Consider the following 25,408-nt stretch of genomic DNA (forward strand, 5'->3'; position numbering starts at 1 on the left):
CCGAGAGAAGCGGCTCTCAAACATTCGGCAGGCCCGCGAGATGCGGAAATAGCCACAAAAGGGGCGCGGTCTCCAGCGGTTGGTCACGATACGTAGTTGTTTGCCGGGACAGTCCCCGGGTAGCCGACCGAGAGCGCGACGGAGGTGAAAGGTGTTCGAAAAGCGACGTCCCGGAGCCGTGCTGTTCGACCGGGACGGGACCTTGATCAGAGACGTGCCCTACAACGGCGATCCGAACCGGGTCGAACCGATGCCGGGCGCGCTGGAGGCGCTGGCCCGGCTGCGCCGCGCCGACGTGCCGGTGGCCGTGGTCACCAATCAGTCGGGCGTGGCCAAGGGCCTGGTGTCCCCGGACGAGATGGACCAGGTGAACGCCAGGGTGGAGGAGCTGCTCGGCCCGTTCGACGCGTGGGCGATCTGCGTCCACGACGACGCCGACGGCTGCACCTGCCGCAAACCCGCGCCCGGTCTCGTGATCAGGGCCGCCGCCGTGCTCGACGTGAGTCCTCGTGACTGCGTGGTCGTGGGCGACATCGGCAGGGACATGGAGGCGGCCAGGGCCGCCGGCGCCAGGGGCATCCTGGTTCCCACCGAGTTGACGCGGCCAGAGGAGATCGAGCAGGCCCCCGAGGTCGCCGACGACCTGACCGACGTCGTCGACCGGGTGCTCACCGACGCCGAGGATCCCGTGCCCGCCGGAGCCCGCATCTCGGCCCCATGGGCCCGAGCGATGGGCTGGAGCCGCTGGTGAGGATCCTCCTCTGGCACGTGCACGGCTCGTGGACCAGCGCCTTCATCAGGGGTGGGCACGAGTACCTGCTGCCGCTCGTCCCCGGCCGGGGTCCCGACGGGCGGGGACGAGCGGCCACCTACGACTGGCCGGACAGCGCCCGCGAGGTCCCGTTCGACCGGCTCCGCGACGAGCCGGTCGACGTGGTCGTCTACCAGCGGCCGCACGAGCTCGACCTGGCCCGCGACTGGCTCGGCCGCGCCGTGCCCGGCGTGTACGTCGAGCACAACACGCCCAAGGGCGACGTGCCGCACACCCGTCACCCGCTGGCCGGCCGCACCGACGTCACGCTCGTCCACGTCACCCACTTCAACGAGCTCTACTGGGACAACGGCAAGGCGCCCACGCGCGTCATCGAGCACGGCGTCCCCGACCCCGGCCCCCTCTACACGGGCGAGCTGCCCCGGGCCGGCGTCGTGGTCAACGAGCCGGTGCGCCGCGCCAGGGTCGCCGGGACCGACCTGCTGCCGCGCTTCGCCGAGCGGGTCCCGCTGGACGTGTTCGGCATGAAGGTGACCGGGCTGCCGTTCCGCGCGTACGAGGACCTGCCGCAGCACCTCATGCACGCCGAACTGGCCAGGCGCCGCGTCTACCTGCACCCGTACCGGTGGACCTCACTCGGGCTGGCCCTCATCGAGGCCATGACCCTGGGCATGCCGGTGGTGGCGCTGGCCGCCACCGAGGCGATCGAGGCCGTGCCGCCGGAGGCCGGCGTGCTGTCGACGAAGGTGAGCGTGCTCGCCGACGCCCTGCACGCCTTCGCCGCGGACCCGGAGAGCGCCGCCCAGGCCGGCAAGGCCGCCCGCGCGGCCGCCCTGGCGCGTTACGGGCTCGGCAGGTTCCTGTCCGACTGGGACCGGTTGCTGGAAGAGGTATAGCGCCGGAAGGCATGGGTAGGCGCGAACGTCATGATGATGCTCGACTGGACACGCAAGGCCGCCTGCCTCGACCTGGACCCCGAACTGTTCTTCCCGATCTCCATGGAAGGCCCGAGCCAGTCGCAGGTCGAACGGGCCAAGGCGGTGTGCCGGGGCTGCCCCGTGCGGGAGCCGTGCCTGGAGTACGCGCTGAGGACGCGCCAGGCGTACGGCGTCTGGGGCGGCACCGACCCGTTGCAGCGGCGGGAGCTCAGCCTGCCGGCAGAGCCGCCGCGAGAAACCGTTGCCGCTCGGCCGCTTCGAGGTGGTCGCTGAACAGCACGCCGTCCAGATGGTCGGCCTCGTGCTGCAGCACCCTCGCCAGCACGCCCAGGGCCCGGACCGTCACGGGTTTGCCGAACATGTCCCGGCCACGCGCCGTGACCATGTAGGAGCGTTCCAGCGGCCACCACACGCCGGGCGCCGACAGACACGCCTCGTCGGCGGTGACCCGCCGCTCCGACAGCTCCAGCCGCGGGTTGACCAGGTGGCCCGACCTGCCGTCGTACGAGTAGACCACCACCCGCACTGGCTCCCCGATCTGCGGGGCCGAGAGCCCCGCCCGCCCCGCGCCCGCCCGCATCGTGGCGGTCATCGCCTTCACCAGCCGCCGCAGCTCCCGATCGAAGTCGCGGATGGGCTCCGCGACCGAACGGAGCACCGGATCGTCGAACGTGCGAATAGGCCGGACCGTCACCCGCCACTCCCCGATAGGCCACGTCGTCACCGAGAACGTTTCCCGGGATCGCGTCCGCGCAACCGCGGGGGCTCTGCCTTGTAGCACAGCGGTAACAGAGGAGACCCGTGGGCGAAACCACCCGAAAGCAGTATCGGAGGGTGATCTCACTTGCGTCACACGTGCCTGTGATGCCTGGCCGGGTGCTCGGGGCCCGGCCAGGCATCCTCGACATGCTGGAGGTAACGGCATGAGTGCGCTCCCCCTTGAGGGCGGCTCCCCCCCGGAAACGGCGCCGGACGCGCTGGCCGGCTTCACCGTAGGCGTGACCGCGACACGCCGGCGTGAGGAGTTCGGCGCGCTGCTGGAGCGCCGCGGCGCCCGCGTCGTCAGCGCGCCCGCGATCCGGCTGGTCCCCTTGGCGGAGGACACCGACCTGCTCGCCGCCACCAGGCTCGCCCTCGAGGCGCCGCTCGACGACGTGGTCGTGACCACGGGCGTGGGCTTCCGCGGCTGGATGGCCGCCGCCGAGGGCTGGGGGCTGTCGGCCGACCTCAGCGAGCACCTGACCGGGAGCCGCCTGCTGACCCGCGGCCCCAAGGCCAGGGGAGCGGTGCGCGCGGCCGGGCTCAACGACCACTGGACCCCCGCCACCGAGTCGTGCCAGGAGGTCAAGGAATACCTGCTCGCCCAGGACCTGCACGGCCGGCGCATCGCGGTGCAGCAGCACGGCGAGCCGCTCAGCGACTTCGTGGCCGAGCTGCGGCAGGCCGGCGCCGAGGTGATCGAGATCCCGGTCTACCGGTGGCTGCCGTACCGGGACATCTCGCCGCTGCGCCGCCTCATCAGTCAGACGATCTCCGGCTCGGTGGACGCCGTGGCGTTCACCAGCGCGCCCGCCGTCCACGCCATGCTGGGCGCGGCCCGGGCCGAAGGGCTGGAGGAGGCGCTGCTGGCGGCGTTCAGCGGGTCCGTCGTGGCCGCCTGCGTGGGGCCCGTCACCGCCGATCCGCTGGTCTCGCGCGGCGTGCCGACGCTGCAGCCGGAGCGCTCGCGGCTGGGCGCGCTGGCCCGCGCCCTGGCCCGGCACCTGCCCGAGCACGGCGTCACCAGGCTCGTGGCCGGCGACCACCAGCTGGAGATCCGCGGTCACGCCGTGGTCGTGGACGGCGAGCTGCGGCCGCTGCCGCCCGCCCCGATGGCGGTGCTCAAGCGGCTGGCCGACAAGCCCGGGCACGTGGTGTCGCGCGCGGACCTGCGTACCGTGCTGCCGGGCAGCATCGCACGCGAGTCGGCCGAGCACGCCGTGGAGATGGCCATCACGCGGCTGCGGCGAGCGCTCGGCCCGAGCGGGATCGTCGAGACGGTGGTCAAGCGCGGCTACCGGCTGGCCTGCCAGTACGAGGCGGGGATGTGATGCCCGCACTGATCCTGGCAGCGCACGGGACACGCAGCACCGCGGGGGAGGAGACGCTCTCGGCCCTGGCCGAGACGGTCAGGAGGGCCCGGCCCGGGCAGCGGGTCGAGCTCAGCTACCTGGAGATCAGCTCGCCGCTCCTGCGCGACGTGCTCCCGGCCGTCCGCGGACCGGTGGTCGTGGTCCCGCTGCTGCTGGCGGGCGGCTACCACGTCCACATCGACCTGCCCAACGTGATCGCCGAGCACCGGCCGGACGCGCTGATCGCCGGCTGGCTCGGCCCGCACCGGCTGCTGACGTCCGTGCTGGCCCGCAAGCTCGCCCGGGCGGGGCTGCGCGCCACGGACGCCGTCGTGCTCGGCGCGGCCGGCTCCTCCGACCCGGCCGCCCTCGCCGACGTGCGCGCCGCCGCCCACCAGCTCGCGGTGCGCCTGGCGCGCCCCGTCACGGCCGCCTTCGCCTCGGCGGGCTCGCCGTCGCTGGAGGAGGTCATGGAGCGGCTCGGGTCCACTCCGGCCGCCCGGGTGGCGATCGCGTCGTACGTGCTCGCGCCCGGTTTCTTCCACGACCGCCTGGCCGCGGCCGGCGCCGGGCTGGTGAGCGATCCGCTGGGCGCCGACCCGGACGTGGCGGCGCTGATCTGGCACCGCTACGACGAGGCCCTGCGCGGCCGGCGCAGCGTGCCGCAGGCCGCGAGGGCGTCGCGCTAGGCGACGGCGGGCGCCGACGGGAGAGGCTCGAGCCGCAGCTCGCGGACGATCTCCCGGGCGCTCGCCTCTCGCGGGGGCTGGGCGTCGGCGCCGACGAACATCTCGACGTAGGCCCGGTAGAAGCAGCCCGAGATCAGCAGCCGTGCGCTCGCCTCCGGGTCGACGTCGGCGCGTACTCGCCCCAGCCGCTGCTCGGCCGCCAGGTAGGCGGCCAGCGGCGTGGTCTCCTTGCCGGGCCCGAGCCCGGTCTTGCGGATGGCCTGCCGGAAGCGCACCGTCACACTGGGCGAGGTGAACGCCGGCAGCGCTGCGCTTTGTATATCGATGTAGTAGTCAATGCCCGCTCGCGCAATTGGTAGAAGATTGTCCGATACACATCCTTTCCCGATGTGGTGGGACAGATCATGAAGAATGCTGAGCCAGAGCGGGAGGCGGTCCTGCAGCAGGGCCAGGAAGTGGTCCACGGAGCCGCCCGTGCGGTCCTCTCGGAGGGAGACGGCCATCTCCAGGACGCGCTGCCTTGTGTCCTGACTCCTTTGGTGCGGGTCTACATGGGAAGTCGCCATGGCGTGCCTAACGTGCGCGGTCAGTGGGTAGGCATCACGGCGCGAGGCCGAGGTTTGCGCGTTTTATGAGCTGATGTGCGATGAGATCTGGGGTCCCAACTTCATGCAATCTTGTATGGTCCCCGATTATTACCCGAAAGCGCGAAAATTGGCGCTTTTAATCCCTGAAGGTTAGCTGACAGTGTCGCGGCAGAAGATACTGCCGATGAATCAGTGACAAGGGTGCCTCCCGGTGCCGCGCGGCCCCGCGCGCCGGGTGTCGGTGTCGCACGAGGGTCAGGTGTCCGTGTGGCGCGAGGGTCAGGTGTCCGTGTCGCGGTCGCGTCGGCGCAGGTAGCGCTCGAACTCGGCGGCGATCGCGTCGCCGCTGGCCTCTGGCAGCTCGGCGGCGTCCTTGCGCTCCTCGAGCTCCTTGACGTATTCGGCCACCTCGGTGTCCTGTGAGGCCAGCTCGTCGACGCCGCGCTCCCACGCGCGGGCCTCCTCGTCGAGGTCCCCGAGCGGCATGGGGATCTCCAGCACGTCCTCCAGGCGGCGCAGCAGCGCCAGCGTGGCCTTCGGATTGGGCGGCTGGGCCACGTAGTGCGGCACCGAGGCCCACAGCGAGACGGCGTCGAGACCGGCCTGGCCGAACGCGTGCTGCAGGACCCCGACGATGCCCGTCGGGCCCTCGTAGCGGCTCAGCTCCAGATTGGTCGAGCGGGCCAGCGCCGCGTTGGTCGCCCCGCCCAGGATGGGCACCGGGCGGGTGTGGGGCGAGTCGTTGAGCAGCGCGCCCAGCATCACGGCCAGCTCCACGCCCAGCTCGCGGCAGATCTCGATGATGTCGGCGCAGAACGAGCGCCAGCGCATGTTGGGCTCGATGCCGCGCAGCAACACGACGTCGCGCTCGACGCCCGGCGGGCGGGCGCGCAGCAGCCGCGTCGTCGGCCAGACGATCGACTGGGTGAGCCCGTCGTTCATCTCGACCACGGGCCGCGTCACCTGGAAGTCGTAATAGTCGTCGGGGTCGAGCGCGATGAGCGGCTCGGCCTTCCAGGCGGACTCGAGATGGGCGATCACACCGCTGGAGGCCTCACCCGCGTCGTTCCACCCCTCGAACGCGGCTATGAGCACCGGGTCGACGAGCTCGGGGAGCCCTTCGAGCTCTATCACGTGTCGCCTCCTCTCTCCACCGTCCCGCTAAGCCTATGCGGAAAGGAGGCATCGCCGTACCGATCTCCCCCCGAACACCGTCCCCCACTGGGCGCCGCCTCTACCCCCCGAGTCCCGACCCGGCCACGACGACACGCGGCCGACCCCGGAAACCCCTGCCGGCACGGCGTGTCGCCCTCCCTGTGCCCGCGCACCCGACTGTCCGCGCCCGCCCTGGCCACCGGTGCGGGACCGCTCCCACCGTTCGCGCTCGGCGGAAGGGGCCCAGGAGTCGACGGCGTCCGCGAGGGCGCCTCCGCGCGGGACGGCTGTCCGTGAGGGGAGTGTGGGGGAGGGCGGCCGGGTATCAGCCGCGCGGGACGGCTGCCCGTGAGGAAGCAGTGTTGTCCGGAAGAGGAGGGCGGCCGGGGGTCAGCGTTTGCCGTCGGTCGTGTGCACGATCAGCACGTCGCAGGAGGCTCGGTGCGAGACGCCCGAGGGAACGGAGCCGAGCAGCCGCCCGGCCAGGGTGTTGAGGCCGCGGTTGCCCACCACCAGCAGGTCGGCGCGGTGCCTGGCGGCGAGCGAGATGAGCACGTCCACGGCCTCACCCTGCTCGGCGGCCAGGACGACGTCGGTGGCGCCCGCCGCCACGGCGTGCTCGCGCGCCGCGCGCAGCGCGTCGTCGGCCGGGGTGGAGCCGCTCACCTTGTACGCGAGCTCGCCGAGCCGGTCGGCGGCCGCCGACCGCTCGCTCTCCCGCATCGGCAGGTACGCGCAGGCCAGGACGAGGGTGGCGCCGGTCGCCGCGGCCAGGGACGCCGCGGCGGAGACCGCGCGGAAGGACGAGGCGGAGCCGTCGGTGCCCACGAGGACGGTGCTGTAGGTCATGGAGACCCCAATTGGACGCGCAGTTCAATTGACTCTCCAGAGCCTAGCTCCCCACCGGAGAACCATCCGAACCACCACCCACCCGGACGCGGAACCACCCGGGCTTCGGCCCGAATCGCCCGAGCCCGGCCCCCGAACCATCCGGCTCGACCCGGAACGGCCCGATCCCCGGCCCGGACCCCGACGACCCGAAACGATCTCTCGAGGTAGGTTCGAACGGCCCCTGAAGAGCACCCGATAAGCTCTACGCCATGAGCATCTCCGCGTCCTTCCGAGAAGTGTTGTCTCAACGCGTCATCGTCGCCGACGGCGCTATGGGCACGATGCTCCAGGCCCAGGACCCGACGCTCGACGACTTCCACGGCCACGAGGGCTGCAACGAGGTGCTCAACGTCACCCGCCCCGACATCGTGCGCGGCGTCCACGACGCCTACTTCGCCGTCGGCGTCGACTGCGTCGAGACCAACACCTTCGGCGCCAACCTCGCCGCGCTCGGCGAATACGACATCTCCGAGCGCGTCTACGAATTCTCCGAGGCCGGCGCCAGGATCGCCCGCGAGGCCGCCGACCACTGGTCCACGCCCGACCACCCGCGCTTCGTGCTCGGCTCGATGGGACCGGGCACCAAGCTGCCCACGCTGGGCCACCTGCCGTACGCGAGCCTGCGCGACGCCTACCGCGACAACGCCGCCGGCCTCATCGCGGGCGGCGCCGACGCGCTCATCATCGAGACCTGCCAGGACCTGCTCCAGGTCAAGGCCGCCGTCATCGGCGCCAAGCGCGCCGCCGAAGACTCCGGCCGCGACATCCCGATCATCGCGCAGGTGACGATCGAGACCAACGGCGCGATGCTGCTCGGCTCGGAGATCGGCGCCGCCCTGACCGCGATCGAGCCGCTCGGCGTCGACGTCGTCGGGCTCAACTGCGCGACCGGCCCCGCCGAGATGAGCGAGCACCTGCGCTATCTCGCCCGCCACTCCCGGCTCAAGCTCAGCTGCATGCCCAACGCGGGCCTGCCGGTGCTGACCGCCGACGGCGCCTACTATCCGCTCAGCGCGCAGGAGCTGGCCGACGCCCACGACACCTTCACCCGCGACTACGGCCTTTCGCTGGTCGGCGGCTGCTGCGGCACCACGCCCGAGCACCTGCGCCAGGTCGTCGAGCGCGTGCGCGGCAAGCAGCCCGCGCCCCGCCGCCCGCACCCGGAGCCGGGCGCGTCCTCGCTCTACCAGACCGTGCCGTTCCGCCAGGACACCTCCTACCTGGCCATCGGCGAGCGCTGCAACACCAACGGCTCCAAGGCCTTCCGCGAGGCCATGCTGGAGGGCCGCTGGGACGACTGCGTGGAGATGGCCCGCGACCAGGCCCGCGGCGGCGCCCACATGCTCGACCTGTGCGTCGACTACGTCGGCCGCGACGGCGTGGCCGACATGAAGGAGCTGGCCTTCCGCTTCGCCACCGCCTCCACCCTGCCGATCATGCTCGACTCCACCGAGCCGGCGGTGCTGCAGGCAGGGCTGGAGATGCTCGGCGGCCGCGCGGCGGTCAACTCCGTCAACTACGAGGACGGCGACGGCCCCGACTCCCGCTTCCAGAAGATCATGCGGCTCGTCCGTGAGCACGGTTCGGCCGTGGTCGCGCTGACCATCGACGAGGAGGGCCAGGCCCGCACCGCCGACTGGAAGGTGCGCGTCGCCACCCGACTCATCGAGGACCTGACGACCAACTGGGGCATGCGGGTCGAGGACATCATCGTCGACTGCCTCACCTTCCCCATCGCCACCGGCCAGGAGGAGACCAGGCGCGACGGCCTGGAGACGATCGAGGCCATCCGCGAACTCAAGCGCCGCTACCCGGGCGTGCAGACCACGCTGGGCGTGTCCAACATCAGCTTCGGCCTCAACCCGGCCGCCCGCATGGTGCTCAACTCGGTGTTCCTCAACGAGTGCGTCAACGCCGGCCTCGACTCCGCCATCGTCCACGCCTCCAAGATCCTGCCGATGGCCCGCATCCCCGACGAGCAGCGCCAGGTCGCGCTCGACATGGTCTACGACCGCCGCCGCGACGGCTACGACCCGCTGCAGCGCTTCATGGACCTGTTCGAGGGCGTCGACGCCGCCGCCATGCGCGCCGGCAAGGCCGAGGAGCTGGCCTCGCTGCCGCTGTGGGAGCGGCTCAAGCGGCGCATCATCGACGGCGAGCGCAAGGGCCTGGAGGCCGACCTCGACACCGCGCTGGAGCAGCGGCCCGCCCTCGAGATCATCAACGACGTGCTGCTCGACGGCATGAAGACGGTCGGTGAGCTGTTCGGCTCCGGCCAGATGCAGCTGCCGTTCGTGCTGCAGTCGGCCGAGGTCATGAAGGCCGCCGTCGCCTACCTCGAGCCCCACATGGAGCGCGTCGAGGGCGAGACGAAGGGCCGCATCGTGCTGGCCACCGTCAAGGGCGACGTCCACGACATCGGGAAAAACCTCGTCGACATCATCCTGTCCAACAACGGCTACCAGGTCGTCAACCTCGGCATCAAGCAGCCGGTCTCGGCCATCCTGGAGGCCGCCGACGAGCAGAAGGCCGACGTCATCGGCATGTCGGGCCTGCTGGTGAAGTCGACGGTCATCATGAAGGAGAACCTGGAGGAGATGAACTCCAGGGGCCTGGCCGGGAAATACCCCGTGCTGCTCGGCGGCGCCGCCCTGACCCGCGCCTACGTCGAGCAAGACCTGGCCGAGCTGTTCGAGGGCGAGGTGCGTTACGCCCGCGACGCGTTCGAGGGGCTGCGGCTGATGGACGCGTTCATGGCCGTCAAGCGCGGCGTCGCCGGCGCGACGCTGCCGCCGCTGCGCGAGCGGCGCGTCAAGACCGGCGCCGTGCTCCAGCGCACCCCGGTCGAGGAGCTGCCGGCGCGCTCCGACGTGGCCGCCGACAATCCGGTGCCGAGGCCGCCCTTCTACGGCGACCGCGTCGTCAAGGGCGTCTCGCTGGCCGACTATTCCGCCTTCCTCGACGAGCGGGCGCTGTTCCTCGGCCAGTGGGGGCTCAAGCCCACCAGGGGCGGCGACGGGCCCGGCTACGAAGAGCTGGTCGAGACCGAGGGCCGGCCGCGCCTGCGCATGTGGCTCGAGCGCATCCAGACCGAGGGCCTGCTGGAGGCGGCCGTCGTCTACGGGCACTTCCCGTGCGTCAGCGACGGCGACTCGCTGATCATCCTCGACGAGGGCGGCGACGAGCGCACCCGGTTCACTTTCCCGCGCCAGCGCCGCGACCGCCACCTGTGCCTGTCCGACTTCTTCCGCGCCAAGGACTCCGGCGAGGTCGACGTGGTCGGCTTCCAGGTCGTCACCATGGGGTCGAAGATCTCCCAGGCCACGGCCGAGCTGTTCGCCAAGGACGCCTACCGCGACTACCTCGAGCTGCACGGCCTGTCGGTGCAGCTCACCGAGGCGCTGGCCGAATACTGGCACGCCCGGGTGCGCGCGGAGTGGGGCATCGGCGGCGACGAGTCGCTCGACGACATGCTCAAGGTCAACATCCAGGGCTGCCGCTACTCCTTCGGCTACCCGGCCTGCCCCAACCTCGAGGACCAGGTGCAGCTCTTCCAGCTGCTCGACCCCGAGCGCATCGGCGTCACGCTGTCGGAGGAGTTCCAGCTCCACCCCGAGCAGGCCACATCCGCGCTGGTCGCGCACCACCCCGAGGCCAAATACTTCAACGTCTGACCCCGGCCGGGTCTCTCGCCGTTCACCGCGGGCGGCGAGAATGGCGTGCACGTGACTACGGATCGGGGCAGGCATGGAAGCCGTTTTCTTCGACATGGACGGGCTGCTGGTCGACAGCGAGCGGGTCTGGCTGCAGATCGAGACCGAGGTGATGGCCAGGCTGGGCGCGCGGTGGACGCCCGAGCACCAGGTCCACCTGGTCGGCGGGTCCATGGAGCGGACGGTCGACTACATGCTGGCCGTGTCGGGCTCCGGCGTGCCCGCCGCCACCGTGCGGGAGTGGATGACGGACGGCATGGTCGCCCGGCTGTCGGAGGGCGTGCACGTGATGCCGGGCGCCGTCGAGCTCCTCGACGCCGTCCGGGCCGAGGGGGTGCCCTCCGGGCTCGTCACCTCGTCGCTCAAGGAGATCGCCGACGCGGTGCTCAAGAGCGTCGGCAGGGACCGCTTCGACGTCGTGGTGACCGCCGACGACGTCTCGCACACCAAGCCGGATCCGGAGCCGTACCTCACGGCCGCGGGGCTGCTGGGAGTCGAGCCGGTGCGGTGCGTGGTGCTGGAGGACTCGCCGAACGGCGTGGCGGCCGCGACCGCCGCCGGCTGCGCGGTCGTCGCGGTCCCCAGCCTCCTGCCCATCGAACCGGCTCCCGGCCGCATGGTCGTCCCGTCCCTCACCGCCGTCACGGTTCAGGACCTCCGCGCCCTCCTGCCTTCCTGACCTCTTCGCCCCGGCTCCGCGGCCGGCCGCCGGCTGATCGCGAGCAGCCGCACCCGCCGCTGCTGCGCGAGCGACTCCAGCAGCGGGCCCCGGGCCGAACGTGCAGCCCGCCACGGCCCACCGACGTCGCGCTGCTCTCCCAGGCCACGTCGCCGTGCACGTGCGCACCGCTTTCCACGTTGCGTTGCCGCGCCGCGCCGCCTTGCCACGTTGCGTTGCCGCGCCGCGGGGCGTTGGCACGTCGCGCGGCCTTGCCGCATCGTGCTTCGCCGTCCCGCCGCCTTCCCACGATCTGCGGCCTGGCCACCGTCGGCGCGAGTGCCGCGCCGGCCGACCGCAGCGCGCGGGTCGGATCCCAGGGGTCACGGAGCCGTCCGAGGGGCCGCCCATGCCGAGCCACCGCACCTCAAGGCGGCCGTCCATCGGCCAGTCCGTCGTCCTGGGGCCGGCGGTCGGCGGCCGGAGCCTGGGCCGGCGCGTGTCTGGTAGCTGAGAGGAGCTGCTGGGCCGTAACGAGAGCCGCGCCGCACGGCATCGCTCGTCCTAGGGGACGTCGCCGGGCTTGTGGGGCCGCCGTGGAGCCGCTGGTCGCGCCGAGTGCCGCCCGTGCCGTGGGGCCGCCCCGTGCGGTGGGGCCGCCCGTGCCGTGGGGCTGTCCGTTGAGGGGAGGCGCCGTGCGTTCCGCGGAGTTGCCGTCCGTTCGGAGAAGCGCCGCTCGTCCCGTGAGGCCGGTGCCCGCGCAGGCGAGCGGTGGCGCCCGTATCAGGGGAAGGCCGCTCGTACCCCCAAGGAGCGCCGCTCGTACCCCGAGAAGCGGATGTACGTCCCCCTAGGGGAAGCCTGGTTCTCACGGAGGAGAGGCAACTGGCAGGTCGCGTGCCAGGATGGAAGAAGTAGCCGAGACGGAGGGTGCCCTCATGGATTTCACCCAGATCGCGTGGTTCCCGCTTTGCGCCGGACTCACCGCGGTGGGGCTGGTGCTGAGCTTCCTGGCGTTCCGCCGCAGGGGAGCGGCTTCGGGGATACGGGTCGCGGCGTGGGCGCTGCTACCCCTGGCCGCGTACTTGACGAAGGCGCTGCAGACGTTGTGGAACATCGGCGCCGCCGTCGTGACCTTCGTGACGAGCCTCGTGTTCAACCCCACGGTGTGGGCCGGTGTGGCCGTGGCGGGACTGTCGGCCGTGCTGTTCGTGGTGTCCGGTGTCATGCGTGGCAGAAAGCTGTCCATGGGCAGGAAGAAGACCGGCGGGGACACGCCGGCGCAGCAGCCCGTTCAGCCTGGCGCGAACAAGCCGGCGGCCACCGCAGGCAAGCCGAAGCCCGCCGTGACCGCTCAGAAAGCAGGCGGCGACGATGACTTTTCCGACATCGAGGAGCTTCTCAAACGCCGCGGCATCAGCTGAATCGACCGCCGGATCCGAGTTCTGTCACAGTTCCGAGACCTGAACGGGACGCGCTCAAGACATTTCCCTCAAGATCAACACGAATGAGTTTCGCATCAATCACAGATTAGCCACATAGCGGCCTGAGGGGCTGGTCAGCGCAGCTCAGGCCATAGATTCTGCCTCCTGAGGTCGCGACTCGCGGTCTAAAGTCAGTTCCAATAGACAGCGTCGTCTGGATCCAGGGGGCAATTTCGCATGACCGCGCCGCTAGACGTTTCCGGTTCTGCGGCAGAAGCGCATCCGGAGTCGGTGCTCGCGGGAGCGGGCAAGGCCATCCAGGGCCGATCCCTCACCAGGATCGCCTGGATGCGGCTGAGGCGAGACAAGATCGCGCTGGCCGGCGGGGTCGTCGTCCTGCTGCTGATCATCATGTCGATCTTCTCGTCGCCCATCATCGCCGCCTTCGGCCACCCGCCCCTGGAGTTCCACCAGGACGCGATCGACCAGAACACGCTTCTGCCCAAAGGCACGTTCGGCGGCATGAGCAGCGAATACCTGCTCGGCGTCGAGCCCGTCAACGGCCGCGACATCTTCAGCCGCATCGTGGCCGGCGCCGGGATCTCGCTGCTGATCGGCTTCCTCGCCACGCTCGTATCCGTCCTCATCGGCACCGTCATGGGCGTTCTGGCCGGCTACTTCGGCGGCTGGGTCGACCAGGTGATCGGCCGCATCATGGACGTCTTCCTCGCCTTCCCGCTGCTGGTCTTCGCGATCGCGCTGGCGGGCGTCATCCCGGACAAGGGGTTCGGCCTGGAGGGCAACGGGCTGCGGGTGGCGATGCTGATCTTCATCATCGGCTTCTTCAGCTGGCCCAGCATCGGCCGCATCGTTCGCGGGCAGACGCTGTCGCTGCGCGAGCGCGAGTTCGTCGACGCCGCCCGCAGCCTCGGGGCACGCCACGGGTACATCCTCTTCCGCGAGGTCCTGCCCAACCTGATGGCGCCGATCCTGGTCTACGCGACCTTGCTCATTCCGACCAACATCCTGTTCGAGGCCGCGCTCTCGTTCCTGGGAGTCGGCATCAACCCGCCCACCCCGACCTGGGGCGGCATGCTCTCGGAGGCGGTGCGGTTCTACACGCTGCCGCACTTCGTGCTCTTCCCGGGCCTGGCGATCTTCATCACGGTCCTGGCGTTCAACCTGTTCGGCGACGGGCTTAGGGACGCCTTCGACCCGCGCGCGCACTGACCTTCGCCAACGCTCCATCCCCCATCTCACTAACAAGGGGTTAGTCAATGAGAAGGAAATCCGCACTGGCGGCGGCCGCGACAGCGGCGCTCGCCTTGGTGCTCTCCGCCTGTGGCGGAGGCGGCGGCACGCCGCAGCAGCCCGCCCAGTCGGCGAGCGGCGGCGCCGCGCAACCCGCGGCGAACGTCGCGCTGAGCCAGGTGTTCAACCCTTCCACCAAGAAGGGGGGGACGCTGAAGGCGGCGCACTCCTCCGACTGGGACAGCCTTGACCCGGCCGACACCTACTACGGCTACTCGTTCAACTTCGGCCGCCTCTACTGGCGGACGCTGACGATGTACAAGCCGGGTCCGGGGCCCGAGGGCGCCACCGTGGTGCCCGACCTGGCCGAGGGGCTCGGCCAGCCGAGCAGCGACGGCAAGACGTGGACGTACAAGATCAAGAGTGGTCTGAAGTTCGAGGACGGCACGCCGATCACCGCCAAGGACGTGGCGTACGCGGTGGCCAGGTCCTTCGACAAGGAGACCTTCACGCACGGCCCCTCCTACCTCAATGAGCTGCTGGACTGGCCGAAGGACTTCAAGGGCGTCTACAAGACCCCCGACGTGGACTACAAGTCGGCCGTCGAGGCAACCGACGACACCACGGTCGTCTTCCACCTGAAGAAGCCGTTCGCGTCGATGGACTACATCGTCCAGATGCCGATGACCGCCCCGGTGCCCAAGGACAAGGACACCGGCGCCAAGTACCGCGAGCACGTGATCTCCACGGGGCCCTACAAGTTCGAGACCGTCGAGGCCGGCAAGCGCCTGACCCTCGTGCGCAACGACCAGTGGGACCCGGCGACCGACCCCAACCGGCCGGCGCTGCCCGACCGCATCGAGGTCCAGCTCAACGTCAACGCCGACGACCTGGACAACCAGCTCATCGCCGGCAACATCCACCTGGACGTCCCGGGCACCGGCCTGCAGCCGGCCGCGCTGGGCAAGGTCCTGCCCGACCCGCAGCTGAAGGCCCGGACCGACAACCCGGTCCTGCAGCGTCTGTGGTTCGTGTCGGTCATCCCCGACACCAAGCCGCTGGACAACCCCGACTGCCGCAAGGCCGTCATGTGGGCCGCGGACCGCGTCGCCAACCAGACCGCCTTCGGCGGCCCCGTCGCCGGCGGCGACATCGCCACGAACGTCATGCCGCCGCCCATCAAGGGCCAGCAGAAGTTCGACCTGTACCAGACGCCGGAGAACAAGGGCGACGTCAACAAGGCCAAGGAGGCCCTGGCGGCCTGCGGCCAGCCCAACGGCTTCTCCACCACGATGTCCTTCCGCTCCGACCGTCCGCGTGAGAAGGCGCTGGCCGAGGCGATGCAGCAGGCGCTGGCCCGGGTCGGCATCAAGCTGACGCTCAAGGGCTTCCCGGCCTCCAGCTACTTCTCCGACTACGCCGGCAACGTCGAGTACGTGAAGAAGAACGGCATCGGCCTGGCCGCCCACGGCTGGGGTTCGGACTGGCCCGACGGTTACGGCTTCCTGCAGGCCATCGTCGACAGCCGCACCATCCGCCCGGCCGGCAACTACAACCTCAGCGTCAAGAACCCCGAGGTCGACAAGCTGATCGACCAGGCCTCGGCGGAGCTCGACGCGACGGCCCGTGAGAAGCTGTGGGTCGACGTGGACAAGAAGGTCATGGAGGACGCCTCCATCCTTCCCGTGGTCTGGGCCAAGGCCCTGCTGCTGCGCGGCCAGGGCGTGACGAACCTCGCCTACAACGAGGGCCAGCAGGCGTACGACTACATCCTGCTCGGCGTCCAGTGATCAGGCCAAGCTCGGGGATCTAACGAAGGCAGGTGAAGGCGGGAGCGGCCTGGCCCGGCGACGGGCCGGGCCGCTCGGCCGGGAGCGGTGCTCACATACATCATCAGGCGTCTGATCGGCGCGCTCGCGATGCTCATCGTGATCAGCATGGTCACCTTCGGCATCTTCTACATCGTGCCCCAGTGGGCCGGGGCCACGCCCGAGGCCCTCGCCTCGCGGTACGTGGGGCGCGCGGCCACACCGGAGACGGTGCACCTGGTCGCACAGAAGCTGGGTTTCTACGACCCGGTGGTCGTGCAGTACGGCCGGTTCGTCAAGGGCCTCGTCGCCGGTGCCGAGTACGACTACGGCGCGGGGGTCGAGCAGTGCCCGGCGCCGTGTTTCGGCTACTCCTTCATCAGCGGCCAGCCCGTCTGGCCCGACCTCCTCGACCGCCTGCCGGTCACCTTCTCCCTGGCCATCGGCGCCGCCATCATCTGGGTGCTGGCCGGCATCGGCGTGGGAGTGCTGTCCGCGCTGCGCCGCGGCAGCTTCTTCGACCGGCTGTCGATGGGCACCGCGCTGGCCGGCGTGTCGCTGCCCATCTTCTTCACCGGCATGATCACGCTGGTGATCTTCAGCTACGGCCTGGGCTGGACGGCGCCCGGCGGCGCGTACACCGCGTTCCTCGACAACCCGGCGCAATGGGCCTACAACCTGCTGCTGCCGTGGATCACGCTGGCGTTCCTGTTCGCGGCGGGCTACGCCAGGCTCACCCGGGCGGGCATGCTGGAGACCATGGGGGAGGACTACATCCGCACCGCCCGCGCCAAGGGCCTGCGCGAGCGGGAGGTCATCGTCAAGCACGGCCTGCGCGCCGCGCTGACGCCGATCCTCACCCTCTTCGGCATCGACTTCGGCCTGCTCATCGGCGGCGCCGTGCTCACCGAGACGACCTATACTCTGCCAGGACTGGGCCAGTACGCCATCCTGGCCATCAGAAACCAGGACCTGCCGCAGGTCATGGGCGTCGTCCTGATCGCCGCGCTGTTCGTCGTGATCGCGAGCCTGGTCGTCGACCTGCTCTACGCCGTGGTCGACCCGAGGGTGAGGTTGTCGTGAGCTTCCTTGACGTCAAGGATCTGAAGATCCACTTCCCGACCGACGACGGTCTGGTCAAGTCCGTCGACGGCCTGTCGTTCGGCGTCGAGCGCGGCAAGACCCTGGGCATCGTCGGTGAGTCCGGCTCCGGCAAGAGCGTGACCAGCCTCGGCGTGCTCGGCCTGCACAAGGGCGGCCGCGCCAGGATCTCCGGCGAGATCTGGCTCGACGGTGAGGAGCTCGTCGGCGCCACCGCCGAGCACGTGCGCACCCTGCGCGGCAAGAAGATGGCGATGATCTTCCAGGATCCGCTGTCGTCGATGCACCCGTACTACACGGTCGGCCACCAGATCATCGAGGCCTACCGCATCCATCACGACGTCTCCAAGCAGGTCGCCCGCAAGCACGCCATCGACATGCTCGGCCGCGTCGGCATCCCCGAGCCGGCCAGGCGGGTCGACAGCTACCCGCACGAGTTCTCCGGCGGCATGCGGCAGCGCGCCATGATCGCGATGGCGCTGTCGTGCGACCCGGAGCTGCTCATCGCCGACGAGCCCACCACCGCGCTCGACGTGACCGTCCAGGCCCAGATCCTCGACCTGATGCGCGACCTGCAGCGCGAGTTCAACTCGGCGCTCATCGTCATCACCCACGACCTGGGCGTGGTGGCCGAGCTGTCCGACGACATCCTCGTCATGTACGCCGGCAAGTGCGTCGAGTACGGCGCCGCCGACGACATCTTCTACCGCCCCGAGCACCCCTACACCTGGGGTCTGCTGGGCTCCATGCCGCGTCTCGACCGCGAGCCCACCGAGCGGCTGCTGCCGATCAAGGGCTCCCCGCCGTCGCTGATCAACGTGCCGTCCGGCTGCGCGTTCAACCCCCGCTGCCCGTACGCCGAGCGCACCGAGGGCAAGGCCACGACCGTCGTGCCGGAGCTGGCCGAGACCGAGGGCGGCCACCTGGTGCGCTGCCACATGAGCAGGGCCGAGCGGCGGAACCTGTGGGAGAACGAGATCAAGCCAGTGCTGGAGACCCAGTGAGCGAAACAGAGCTGCTTCTGTCCGTGCAGAACCTGGAGAAGCACTTCCCCGTGACGAAGGGCCTGCTCAAAAGGCAGGTCGGCGCGGTCAAGGCGGTCGACGGGATCAGCTTCGACGTGTTCAAGGGCGAGACGCTCGGCCTGGTGGGCGAGTCGGGCTGCGGCAAGTCCACGACGGGACGCCTGGTCACCCGGCTGCTCGAACCCACCGGCGGCAAGGTGATCTTCGAGGGCCAGGACATCACGCACATGAGCCAGGGCAGGCTCCGCCCGCTCCGGCGCGACATGCAGATGATCTTCCAGGACCCGTACTCGTCGCTCAACCCCCGCCACACGGTCGGCGCCATCGTCGGCGCCCCGTTCCGCATCCAGGGCGTCAAGACCGAGCAGGGCATCAAGAAGGCCGTCCAGGACATCCTGGCGCTCGTCGGGCTCAACCCCGAGCACTACAACCGCTACCCGCACGAGTTCTCCGGCGGCCAGCGCCAGCGCATCGGCATCGCCCGGACGCTCGCGCTCAAGCCCAAGCTCATCATCGCCGACGAGCCGGTCTCCGCCCTCGACGTGTCCATCCAGGCCCAGGTCGTCAACCTGCTGGAAGACCTGCAGAACGAGCTCGACCTGACCTACGTCGTGATCGCCCACGACCTGTCGGTGGTGCGCCACATCAGCGACCGGGTCGCCGTGATGTACCTGGGCAAGATCGTCGAGATCGCCGACCGCAAGCGGCTCTACTCCTCGCCGATGCACCCGTACACGAACGCCCTGCTGTCGGCCGTGCCCGTGCCGGACCCGAAGTCCCGCAAGGAACGCGAGCGCATCCGGCTCACCGGCGACGTCCCGAGCCCGCTCAACCCGCCGCCCGCCTGCCGCTTCCACACCCGCTGCTGGAAGGCGCAGGAGATCTGCCGCACGGTCGAGCCTCCGCTGGAGGAGCTGGCCAGCGGCCACCGCGTTGCCTGCCACTTCCCGGAGAACGCCCCCGAGGTGCCAGCCGCGGCCGCCGCGCCCGCCTCCCAGGACTGACGCGCCCGGCCGGGTCGCCCGGGCTGAGGCGTCATCGCGTCCGGGCCGGGTCGCCCGGGCTGACGCGCCGCCGCGTCCGGGCCGAACGCCCGGGCGCGGCGTCAGCCGTTCACGATAAGGCGCCCGGCGTGATCAGCCCCGTCTCGTAGGCCAGCACCACGGCCTGCACGCGATCCCGCAGCCCCAGCTTCGTCAGCACGTTGCCGACGTGTGTCTTGACCGTCGTCTCGCTCACCACGAGCTTGGCCGCGATCTCCGCGTTGGACATGCCCTTGGCGATCAGCCGCAGCACCTCGAGCTCGCGCTCGGTCAGCCGGTCCAGCCGGGCCGGCGCGGCCTGCTCGTACGCCGACGGCAGCCGCGTCGCGAACCGGTCCAGCAGCCGCCTCGTCACGCTCGGCGCCACGATCGCGTCGCCCGCCGCCACCACCCGGATCGCCTGCACCAGCTCGTCCGGCGGCACGTCCTTCAGCAGGAACCCCGACGCGCCCGACCGCAGCGCCTCCACGATGTACTCGTCCAGGTCGAACGTCGTCAGCACCAGCACCTTCGGCACGTGCGCCGCCGGCGCCGCCTCCCGAACGATTCTGCGCGTCGCCTCGATGCCGTCGACCCCGGGCATCCGGATGTCCATCAGCACCACGTCGGGCAGCAGCGCCCGCGTCTGCTCCATCGCGTCCTTGCCGTCGCCCGCCTGGCCCACCACCGTGATGTCGGGCTCGGCCTCCAGGATCAGGCGGAATCCCGTGCGCAGCAGCGGCTGATCGTCCACCAGCAGCACTCTGATCGTCATTGGCCGTCCTTCAACGGGAACCTCGCCCGCACCTCGAAACCGCCCCCCGGCAACGGACCGATGCTCAGGATTCCACCATAGAGTGCCACCCGTTCGCGAATGCCCACCAAACCATGCCCTGACCGCAGGTACAGATCCGAGGCGCCGGCCCCGTCATCCTCCACCCGGACGTCCAGCTCGCGCGGCTTGTGCCGGACCGTCACCACCGCCTCCGCCCCGGCCCCCGCGTGCCGCAGGCTGTTCGTCAGCCCCTCCTGGACCAGCCGGTAGGCGGCCAGGTCGACCCCCGCGGGCAGCGGCCGCGGCTCGCCCTCCACCAGCAGCCGCGTCGGCAGCCCCGCCTCCCGCATCTGCTCCACCAGCGCCGGCAGGTCCTGCACGCCCGGCTGCGGCCCCAGCTCGGCCCGGGAATCGGTGCGCAGCACGCCGACGATGTTGCGCATCTCCGCCATCGCCATGCGCCCCGTCTGCTCGATCGCCGACAGCGCCTCACCGGCCAGCTCCGGGTCGGAGGACAGCACCCGGCGCGCCGCCGCGGCCTGCACGATCATCACGCTGACGTGGTGGGCGACCACGTCGTGCAGCTCACGGGCGATCCTCGAGCGCTCCTCGGCCCGCGCCGCCCGCGTGTCCGCCGCATGCGCCCGCTCCAGCCGCGCCGCCCGGTCCCTCAGCTCCTCCAGGTACGCCCGGCGCAGCCGCAGGCTCCGGCCCGCACCCCACACCGCCCCCAGCACCACGACGACCATCACGTGGTCGGTCCAGCCCACCGCCCTGACGGGGCCGGCCATGGCCCCGAAGGCGTACGCGCCCAGCGACATCAGCAGGCCGCAGAGCGCCACCGCCAGACCGCGATGGGACGCCACGGAATACAGCAGCACCATCCCGGCCAGGCCGACCACCCCTGAGCTGTATCCGAGCAGCGTCAGCAGCGTCTCCGTCGCCAGGCTCGCGCACAGGGCCGCCAGCGGCCACCTGCGGCGCGCCGCCACCGGCACGGCCGCCAGCAGCAGCAGCGACGTGCCCAGCGCGTCCGGCGGGCGCAGGCTCCCGGTCAACAGGACCTCGTCCAGGTCGAGGCGCCGGGGGTCGTACAGCACGAACAACATCGCCGAGACTGCGGCCACCACGCCGGCTAGGACCGCGTCGTGGAGCCTGGTTCGGTCGATGCGCACCGCTTTACTGTAGGTCCAGGTGAGAGCCCCGAACCTCCTCCCTCGGGAGGATTAGCCGCGCCTACGTCCGAGACCCTGACACAGCCCCACGGGCCCCGCTCCGCCGCTCCGCGCGCGTCACGAGCGCCTGATCATCCCGTGCCCCTGCCGTGCCCCTGCTGTGTCCCGGACGTGCGCGGGCTTGCACCGGCGGGCGCCCGTCAAGGGACCGGCCGTCAAGGGACCGGCCGTCAAGGGACCGGCCGTCAAGGGACCGGCCCGCCGTCACAGCTCGTCGGTGGCCGAGCGGCGGTTGCTGCGCAGGGTGTCGCCGGGCCGGCGGTCGGGGACCGGGGGAGGGGTGCCCCCGAACTCCGGGCACAGCGCCTGGTGGTCGCACCAGTCGCACAGCCGGCTGCGCCGGGCCCGCCACTCGCCGGTCTCCATCGACCGCTCGATCGCCGCCCACAACGCCATCACCTTGCGCTCGGTGGCCAGCAGGTCGGCCTCGTCCGGCGCGTACCGCAGCACCTCGCCCGCGCCCCCGAGATAGACCAGCTGCAGCAGCCGCGGCACCTGCCCGCGCAGCCGCCACAGCACCAGAGCGTAGAACTTCATCTGGAACAGCGCCTTGGCCTCGAAGTCGGGCCCCGGCGCGCTGCCCGTCTTGTAGTCGACCACCCGGACCTCGCCGGTCGGCGCCACGTCGAGCCGGTCGACGTAGCCCCGCAGCATCAGCCCTCCGTCGAGGACCGCCTCCACGTAGAGCTCGCGCTCGGCGGGCTCCAGCCGCGTCGGGTCCTCCAGCGTGAAGTAGCGCTCCAGCATGCCCCGCGCCTGCGCCAGCCACTCGGACTGCTCGGCGGCGTCGGCGAACATCCCGGCGTATTGCGGATCTTCGGCCAGCAGCCGCTCCCACTGCGGCTCCAGTAAGGCCAGCGCCGACTCCACCGACCGGCGCGGCGCCGGCAGGTCGTAGAGGCGCTCCAGGACCGCATGGACCACCGTGCCGCGGACCGCCGCCTGCGAGGGTCTCTCCGGCAGCTGGTCGATCACCCGGAAGCGATAGAGCAGCGGGCAGGTCATGAAATCGCCCGCCCGGGACGGGGAGAGAGCTCCGATGATCACCGGCTCGGTCAATGTCATGCACCGCACTCTAGGTCAAGACCCCGACAGAATAACGCCCCGCAGATCGAGGATCACGTGCTGCGGCGCGTAGCATCGAGGCAGCAACACCACGGACGAATGGGAAGACGGACGGCCACGGGCCGGCAGGTCCCCGTCGGCAGGACGGCAAGGAGTGCGGTGAGCGAGCAGAGCCCGCGGCAGGAGTTCTCCGGTCTTCGGATGGGAAAGCCGTTCGGCATTCCCGTCTACGTCTCGTGGACGTGGTTCGTCGTCGCGGTCTTCATCACCCTGATGTTCGGGCCGCGCTTCCAGCAGATGCTGCCCGAGCTCGACAGCGTGGCCTCCTACGTGGTGGCGTTCGCGTTCGCGGTGCTTCTGTACGTCTCGGTGCTGCTGCACGAGCTGGCGCACAGCGTCCTGGCCAAGTGGTACGGCCTGCCGGTGCGCAGGATCACCCTCTACCTCCTCGGCGGCGTGTCGGAGATCGAGAAGGAGCCGCCCACGCCGGGCAAGGAGTTCATGGTGGCCGCGGCCGGGCCGGCGCTCTCGCTCGGGCTGGCCGGGCTCGGCCTGCTGGGCGACGTCTACGTGATCAACAGCGGCGGCATCCCCGAGGTGCTCATCTGGCAGCTGTGGGTGGCCAACTTCATCGTCGGCGTGTTCAACCTGCTGCCCGGGCTGCCGCTCGACGGCGGGCGGATGCTGCGCGCCGGGGTGTGGAAGGTCGCCGGCAACTCCGGCACCGGCACCATCGTCGCCGCCTGGGGCGGCCGGGTGCTGGCCGTGCTGCTGGTCGCCGTGCCGCTGGCGACGTCCCTGTCGGGCGGCCAGGAGCTCGACTTCACCGATCTGGTGTGGCCGCTGGTGCTGGCCTGGTTCATCTGGGCCGGCGCCTCCCAGTCGCTGCGGGTGGCCAAGATCCGGGCCAGGATCCCGCAGCTCAACGCCCGCGCCCTGGCCCGCAGGGCGGTCCCGGTGACCGCCGAGACGCCGCTGTCCGAGGCGTTGCGGCAGGCCGTCGAGAAGAGGGCGGGCGCCATCGTGGTGGTCGACCACGACGGCAGGCCCCTCGCGATCGTCAACGAGGCCGCCGTGCAGGCCACGCCCGAGCACCGCCGCCCCTGGGTCAACGTCGCCTCCCTCGCCAAGTCCCTCGAGCCGACCATGGTCCTGGACGCCGATCTGACCGGCGAGCCGCTCATCGAGGCCATGCGCGAGGCCCCGGGCAGCGAATACCTGCTGGTCGAGCGCGGTGGCGGGGTGTACGGGGTGCTCGCCACGGCGGATGTGAACCGGGTTTTCACGGGCGTCTGATTTGTCCCACTCGTTTAAGCGGCGGCCCCCGGCTAGGGTCATGTCCAGCAGTTTCGGGTGGCCCGGATCGGACTCCGGCGATTTCTGCGATGCGACGACTGGCCGATAGTGTTCTGTTTGGCCAAACTTGCACAGTTAAGGGGTTTGTTGCGGTCCACCGGTTCACCGAATCGAGACGACGGGGCCGCGACACGCCCTCGTCGTCTGGGTATGCGTATGGCTGGTGGCCAGCATCGGCCAGCACAGCAGTGCGGGTGCCGTGACATCGCCGGCTTCCGGGGAGGAGAGTTGAGTGACCGAGCGCAGCGAGGGCACCTATGAGCGCAGCACGGTGGTCATGAGGGAGGACGCATGACCGACCAAGGCTTCGGAGTGGTGCGTCCGCTTCCTGGAGATGGACTCGTCGCCTACGTGGGCGGGCTGCTGCTGGTGTGCGACCCGGGCGAGGCCACCGCGGACGGCCTGCTCGACGCGCTGCGCGAGACGGCCGCCTCCGGCGGCGACGGCAGGGCGCTGGCCCGCCGCGCTGCGCAGGTCCTGGCCGCCAACATGGCCGGCGACCCGGCCACCTGCGCCGTCGCGGGGCCCGTCGACGGCGGCGTGGCCGTGCTGGTCAGCGGCTCGGCCTCGGCCACCATCGGCACCTCGTCCGGCGAGACGCGGCTGGCCGGCAGCGACTCGCTGACCTGGGCCGACCGGCTCGTCACCGGCACCGTGGAGCGGGTCGAGCTGACCCTGCCCGGCGCCGGCAGCGCCCACCCGGCCGTACGCTTCGACGGCGGCGTGGTCCACGGCGGCGGCCTCGTCGGCGACCTCACCGACGAGCCCTCCCACGCCCCGTCGAGGCCGCTGACCAGCGAGATGCCCGCCACGGCCTTCCACATGGAGGCCGACCTCGTCCAGGCGCAGCCGCCCGCGCAGCAGCAGCAGGAGAAGCGGCCGCCGTACCCGCTGGCCGACCAGCCGCCGGTCCTGTCGGGCCCGCCCTCGGGCCCTCAGCCGGCGCCTCCGGTCGTGGAGCAGCCGTCCTACCACACGCCGCCGGACCAGCAGCCCTACCACACGCCGCCGGATCAGCCGCCGTACGGGCCGCAGGACCAGCCGCCGTACGGGCCGCACCAGGAGCAGCCGTCCCCCTTCCACCCGCCGCAGGAGCCGCCGCCCTTCCAGCCGCATCAGGAGCAGCCGCCGCCCCTGCCGGAGCAGCCGCAGTTCCCGCCGTACGACGAGCAGCCCGCCTCTGGCAACGGCAACGGCGAGCAGCAGGTCCAGCCGCACATGGGCCCGCCGGACCACTTCGACCAGGGCCCGCCCCCGGTCATCGGCCAGCCCGAGCCCTTCGACCACCAGGCCCCGCCGCAGGAGCAGCAGCAGCCCGACCACGGCGACCGCCCGCTGGTCTACGGCGTCGACTGCAAGAACGACCACTTCAACGACCCGCGCGTGCCCTACTGCGCGGTCTGCGGCATCGCCCTGGTCCAGCGCACCCTCGTCCCCTACAAGGGCCCGCGCCCCTCGCTCGGCGTCCTCATCCTGGACGACGGCACCGCGCTGCCGCTGGAGACCGACTACCTGCTCGGGCGCGACCCGGAGCGGGCGCCCGAAGTGGCCGGCGGCAGTGCCAGGCCCGCCAAGGTGACCAGCCCGGACGGGTCGGTCTCGCGGCGGCACCTGCGGGTGGCGCTGGACGGATGGGACGTCAACCTGGTGGACCTGGGGTCCGTCAACGGCACCCAGATCCAGCCGCCGGGCGACCCCAACTTCTACGACATCCCGCCCAACGAGCCCGTCACCATCGCCCCGGGCACCACGGTCCGCGTGGGCGTCTCCCGCACGCTCCGCTTCGAGGCGCACCGGGGGTAGGGCCTCCCGGGTCTGGCGTGATCGCGTCC

Annotated in this window: 22 protein-coding genes; 15 read left to right on the forward strand and 7 right to left on the reverse strand. The window is 71.0% G+C overall.

Annotated features, from left to right (window positions below):
- The first annotated feature begins 151 nt into the window (after window positions 1-151).
- From ID574_RS38905 to ID574_RS38915, 3 genes are read left to right on the forward strand one after another with little or no spacing between them, the layout of a single operon-like run.
- Window positions 152-751, forward strand: a complete 600-nt coding sequence (locus ID574_RS38905) for a D-glycero-alpha-D-manno-heptose-1,7-bisphosphate 7-phosphatase (RefSeq protein ID WP_223167529.1) — start codon at window positions 152-154, stop codon at window positions 749-751.
- Window positions 748-1,668 (forward strand): glycosyltransferase, encoded by a 921-nt coding sequence (locus ID574_RS38910; protein ID WP_223167530.1) that lies wholly within the window; start codon window positions 748-750, stop codon window positions 1,666-1,668. The genes ID574_RS38905 and ID574_RS38910 overlap by 4 nt, the downstream gene beginning before the upstream one ends.
- Window positions 1,669-1,698: 30 nt before the next feature.
- Window positions 1,699-1,983 (forward strand): WhiB family transcriptional regulator, encoded by a 285-nt coding sequence (locus ID574_RS38915; RefSeq protein WP_223167531.1) that lies wholly within the window; start codon window positions 1,699-1,701, stop codon window positions 1,981-1,983.
- Here the strand turns inward: ID574_RS38915 and ID574_RS38920 are convergent.
- Window positions 1,919-2,404, reverse strand: a complete 486-nt coding sequence (locus ID574_RS38920) for a peptide deformylase (protein ID WP_188194015.1) — start codon at window positions 2,402-2,404, stop codon at window positions 1,919-1,921. The genes ID574_RS38915 and ID574_RS38920 overlap by 65 nt on opposite strands.
- A gap of 229 nt (window positions 2,405-2,633) precedes the next feature.
- Here ID574_RS38920 and ID574_RS38925 point away from each other — a divergent pair, with 229 nt between their 5' ends.
- Entirely contained in the window at window positions 2,634-3,800 is a 1,167-nt protein-coding gene (locus tag ID574_RS38925; RefSeq protein ID WP_188194016.1) for a uroporphyrinogen-III synthase, read from the forward strand.
- Window positions 3,800-4,510: a sirohydrochlorin chelatase gene (locus ID574_RS38930; protein WP_188194017.1), complete on the forward strand. Its 711-nt coding sequence runs from the start codon at window positions 3,800-3,802 to the stop codon at window positions 4,508-4,510. The genes ID574_RS38925 and ID574_RS38930 overlap by 1 nt, the downstream gene beginning before the upstream one ends.
- Here ID574_RS38930 and ID574_RS60540 read toward each other — a convergent pair.
- From ID574_RS60540 to ID574_RS38945, 3 genes are all read right to left on the reverse strand, one after another.
- Complete coding sequence (locus tag ID574_RS60540; RefSeq protein ID WP_223167532.1) at window positions 4,507-4,791, reverse strand: TetR/AcrR family transcriptional regulator C-terminal domain-containing protein; 285 nt, start codon at window positions 4,789-4,791, stop codon at window positions 4,507-4,509. The two genes, ID574_RS38930 and ID574_RS60540, sit on opposite strands and share 4 nt — an antisense overlap.
- 585 nt (window positions 4,792-5,376) lie before the next feature.
- Entirely contained in the window at window positions 5,377-6,231 is an 855-nt protein-coding gene (locus tag ID574_RS38940; RefSeq protein WP_188194019.1) for a PAC2 family protein, read from the reverse strand.
- Between the two features lie 411 nt (window positions 6,232-6,642).
- Window positions 6,643-7,101, reverse strand: a complete 459-nt coding sequence (locus ID574_RS38945; protein WP_188194020.1) for a universal stress protein — start codon at window positions 7,099-7,101, stop codon at window positions 6,643-6,645.
- A 251-nt stretch (window positions 7,102-7,352) separates the two neighbouring features.
- Between ID574_RS38945 and metH the strand changes: the two genes are divergently transcribed.
- The 8 genes from metH (at window position 7,353) to ID574_RS38985 (ending at window position 19,127) form a co-directional block, all read left to right on the forward strand.
- Window positions 7,353-10,817, forward strand: a complete 3,465-nt coding sequence (gene metH / locus ID574_RS38950) for a methionine synthase (RefSeq protein WP_188194021.1) — start codon at window positions 7,353-7,355, stop codon at window positions 10,815-10,817.
- Between the two features lie 73 nt (window positions 10,818-10,890).
- Window positions 10,891-11,535 carry an HAD family hydrolase gene (locus tag ID574_RS38955; RefSeq protein ID WP_188194022.1) on the forward strand — a complete coding sequence of 215 codons (645 nt, stop codon included), beginning with the start codon at window positions 10,891-10,893 and terminating at the stop codon, window positions 11,533-11,535.
- 917 nt (window positions 11,536-12,452) lie between these two features.
- Window positions 12,453-12,938, forward strand: coding sequence for a cellulose synthase (locus ID574_RS38960; RefSeq protein ID WP_188194023.1), 486 nt, complete (start codon window positions 12,453-12,455; stop codon window positions 12,936-12,938).
- A 237-nt stretch (window positions 12,939-13,175) separates the two neighbouring features.
- Complete coding sequence (locus ID574_RS38965; RefSeq protein WP_188194024.1) at window positions 13,176-14,168, forward strand: ABC transporter permease; 993 nt, start codon at window positions 13,176-13,178, stop codon at window positions 14,166-14,168.
- A gap of 47 nt (window positions 14,169-14,215) precedes the next feature.
- Window positions 14,216-15,979 (forward strand): ABC transporter substrate-binding protein, encoded by a 1,764-nt coding sequence (locus tag ID574_RS38970; protein WP_188194025.1) that lies wholly within the window; start codon window positions 14,216-14,218, stop codon window positions 15,977-15,979.
- 87 nt (window positions 15,980-16,066) lie between these two features.
- Window positions 16,067-17,080: an ABC transporter permease gene (locus tag ID574_RS38975; protein WP_188194026.1), complete on the forward strand. Its 1,014-nt coding sequence runs from the start codon at window positions 16,067-16,069 to the stop codon at window positions 17,078-17,080.
- A complete protein-coding gene (locus ID574_RS38980; protein WP_188194027.1) occupies window positions 17,077-18,102 on the forward strand; it encodes an ABC transporter ATP-binding protein in 1,026 nt (341 codons plus the stop codon). The genes ID574_RS38975 and ID574_RS38980 overlap by 4 nt, the downstream gene beginning before the upstream one ends.
- A complete protein-coding gene (locus tag ID574_RS38985) occupies window positions 18,099-19,127 on the forward strand; it encodes an ABC transporter ATP-binding protein (protein ID WP_188194028.1) in 1,029 nt (342 codons plus the stop codon). The genes ID574_RS38980 and ID574_RS38985 overlap by 4 nt, the downstream gene beginning before the upstream one ends.
- A gap of 109 nt (window positions 19,128-19,236) precedes the next feature.
- Here the strand turns inward: ID574_RS38985 and ID574_RS38990 are convergent, their stop codons facing one another.
- From ID574_RS38990 to ID574_RS39000, 3 genes are all read right to left on the reverse strand, one after another.
- A complete protein-coding gene (locus tag ID574_RS38990) occupies window positions 19,237-19,920 on the reverse strand; it encodes a response regulator (RefSeq protein ID WP_188194029.1) in 684 nt (227 codons plus the stop codon).
- Complete coding sequence (locus tag ID574_RS61945; protein WP_188194030.1) at window positions 19,917-21,095, reverse strand: sensor histidine kinase; 1,179 nt, start codon at window positions 21,093-21,095, stop codon at window positions 19,917-19,919. Before ID574_RS61945 ends, ID574_RS38990 begins: the two co-directional genes overlap by 4 nt.
- Window positions 21,096-21,359: 264 nt before the next feature.
- Window positions 21,360-22,220: a RecB family exonuclease gene (locus ID574_RS39000; protein ID WP_188194031.1), complete on the reverse strand. Its 861-nt coding sequence runs from the start codon at window positions 22,218-22,220 to the stop codon at window positions 21,360-21,362.
- Between the two features lie 159 nt (window positions 22,221-22,379).
- Between ID574_RS39000 and ID574_RS39005 the strand changes: the two genes are divergently transcribed.
- Both ID574_RS39005 and ID574_RS39010 read left to right on the forward strand, forming a co-directional pair.
- Entirely contained in the window at window positions 22,380-23,516 is a 1,137-nt protein-coding gene (locus ID574_RS39005; RefSeq protein ID WP_223167533.1) for a site-2 protease family protein, read from the forward strand.
- Window positions 23,517-23,867: 351 nt separating this feature from the next.
- Entirely contained in the window at window positions 23,868-25,379 is a 1,512-nt protein-coding gene (locus tag ID574_RS39010) for an FHA domain-containing protein (RefSeq protein WP_188194032.1), read from the forward strand.
- Window positions 25,380-25,408: the final 29 nt, after the last annotated feature.

Source organism: Nonomuraea sp. SYSU D8015 (assembly GCF_008065375.1).
Taxonomy (GTDB): domain Bacteria; phylum Actinomycetota; class Actinomycetes; order Streptosporangiales; family Streptosporangiaceae; genus Nonomuraea.

Bases quoted from the DNA above. Each gene is read 5' to 3' on its own strand.
- ID574_RS38915 (WP_223167531.1), top strand. From the start codon at position 1,699: ATGATGATGCTCGACTGGACACGCAAGGCCGCCTGCCTCGACCTGGAC.
- ID574_RS38925 (WP_188194016.1), top strand. From the start codon at position 2,634: ATGAGTGCGCTCCCCCTTGAGGGCGGCTCCCCCCCGGAAACGGCGCCG.
- ID574_RS38930 (WP_188194017.1), top strand. From the start codon at position 3,800: ATGCCCGCACTGATCCTGGCAGCGCACGGGACACGCAGCACCGCGGGG.
- ID574_RS38945 (WP_188194020.1), bottom strand. From the start codon at position 7,101: ATGACCTACAGCACCGTCCTCGTGGGCACCGACGGCTCCGCCTCGTCC.
- metH (WP_188194021.1), top strand. From the start codon at position 7,353: ATGAGCATCTCCGCGTCCTTCCGAGAAGTGTTGTCTCAACGCGTCATC.
- ID574_RS38955 (WP_188194022.1), top strand. From the start codon at position 10,891: ATGGAAGCCGTTTTCTTCGACATGGACGGGCTGCTGGTCGACAGCGAG.
- ID574_RS38960 (WP_188194023.1), top strand. From the start codon at position 12,453: ATGGATTTCACCCAGATCGCGTGGTTCCCGCTTTGCGCCGGACTCACC.
- ID574_RS38965 (WP_188194024.1), top strand. From the start codon at position 13,176: ATGACCGCGCCGCTAGACGTTTCCGGTTCTGCGGCAGAAGCGCATCCG.
- ID574_RS38970 (WP_188194025.1), top strand. From the start codon at position 14,216: ATGAGAAGGAAATCCGCACTGGCGGCGGCCGCGACAGCGGCGCTCGCC.
- ID574_RS38990 (WP_188194029.1), bottom strand. From the start codon at position 19,920: ATGACGATCAGAGTGCTGCTGGTGGACGATCAGCCGCTGCTGCGCACG.
- ID574_RS39000 (WP_188194031.1), bottom strand. From the start codon at position 22,220: ATGACATTGACCGAGCCGGTGATCATCGGAGCTCTCTCCCCGTCCCGG.
- ID574_RS39010 (WP_188194032.1), top strand. From the start codon at position 23,868: ATGACCGACCAAGGCTTCGGAGTGGTGCGTCCGCTTCCTGGAGATGGA.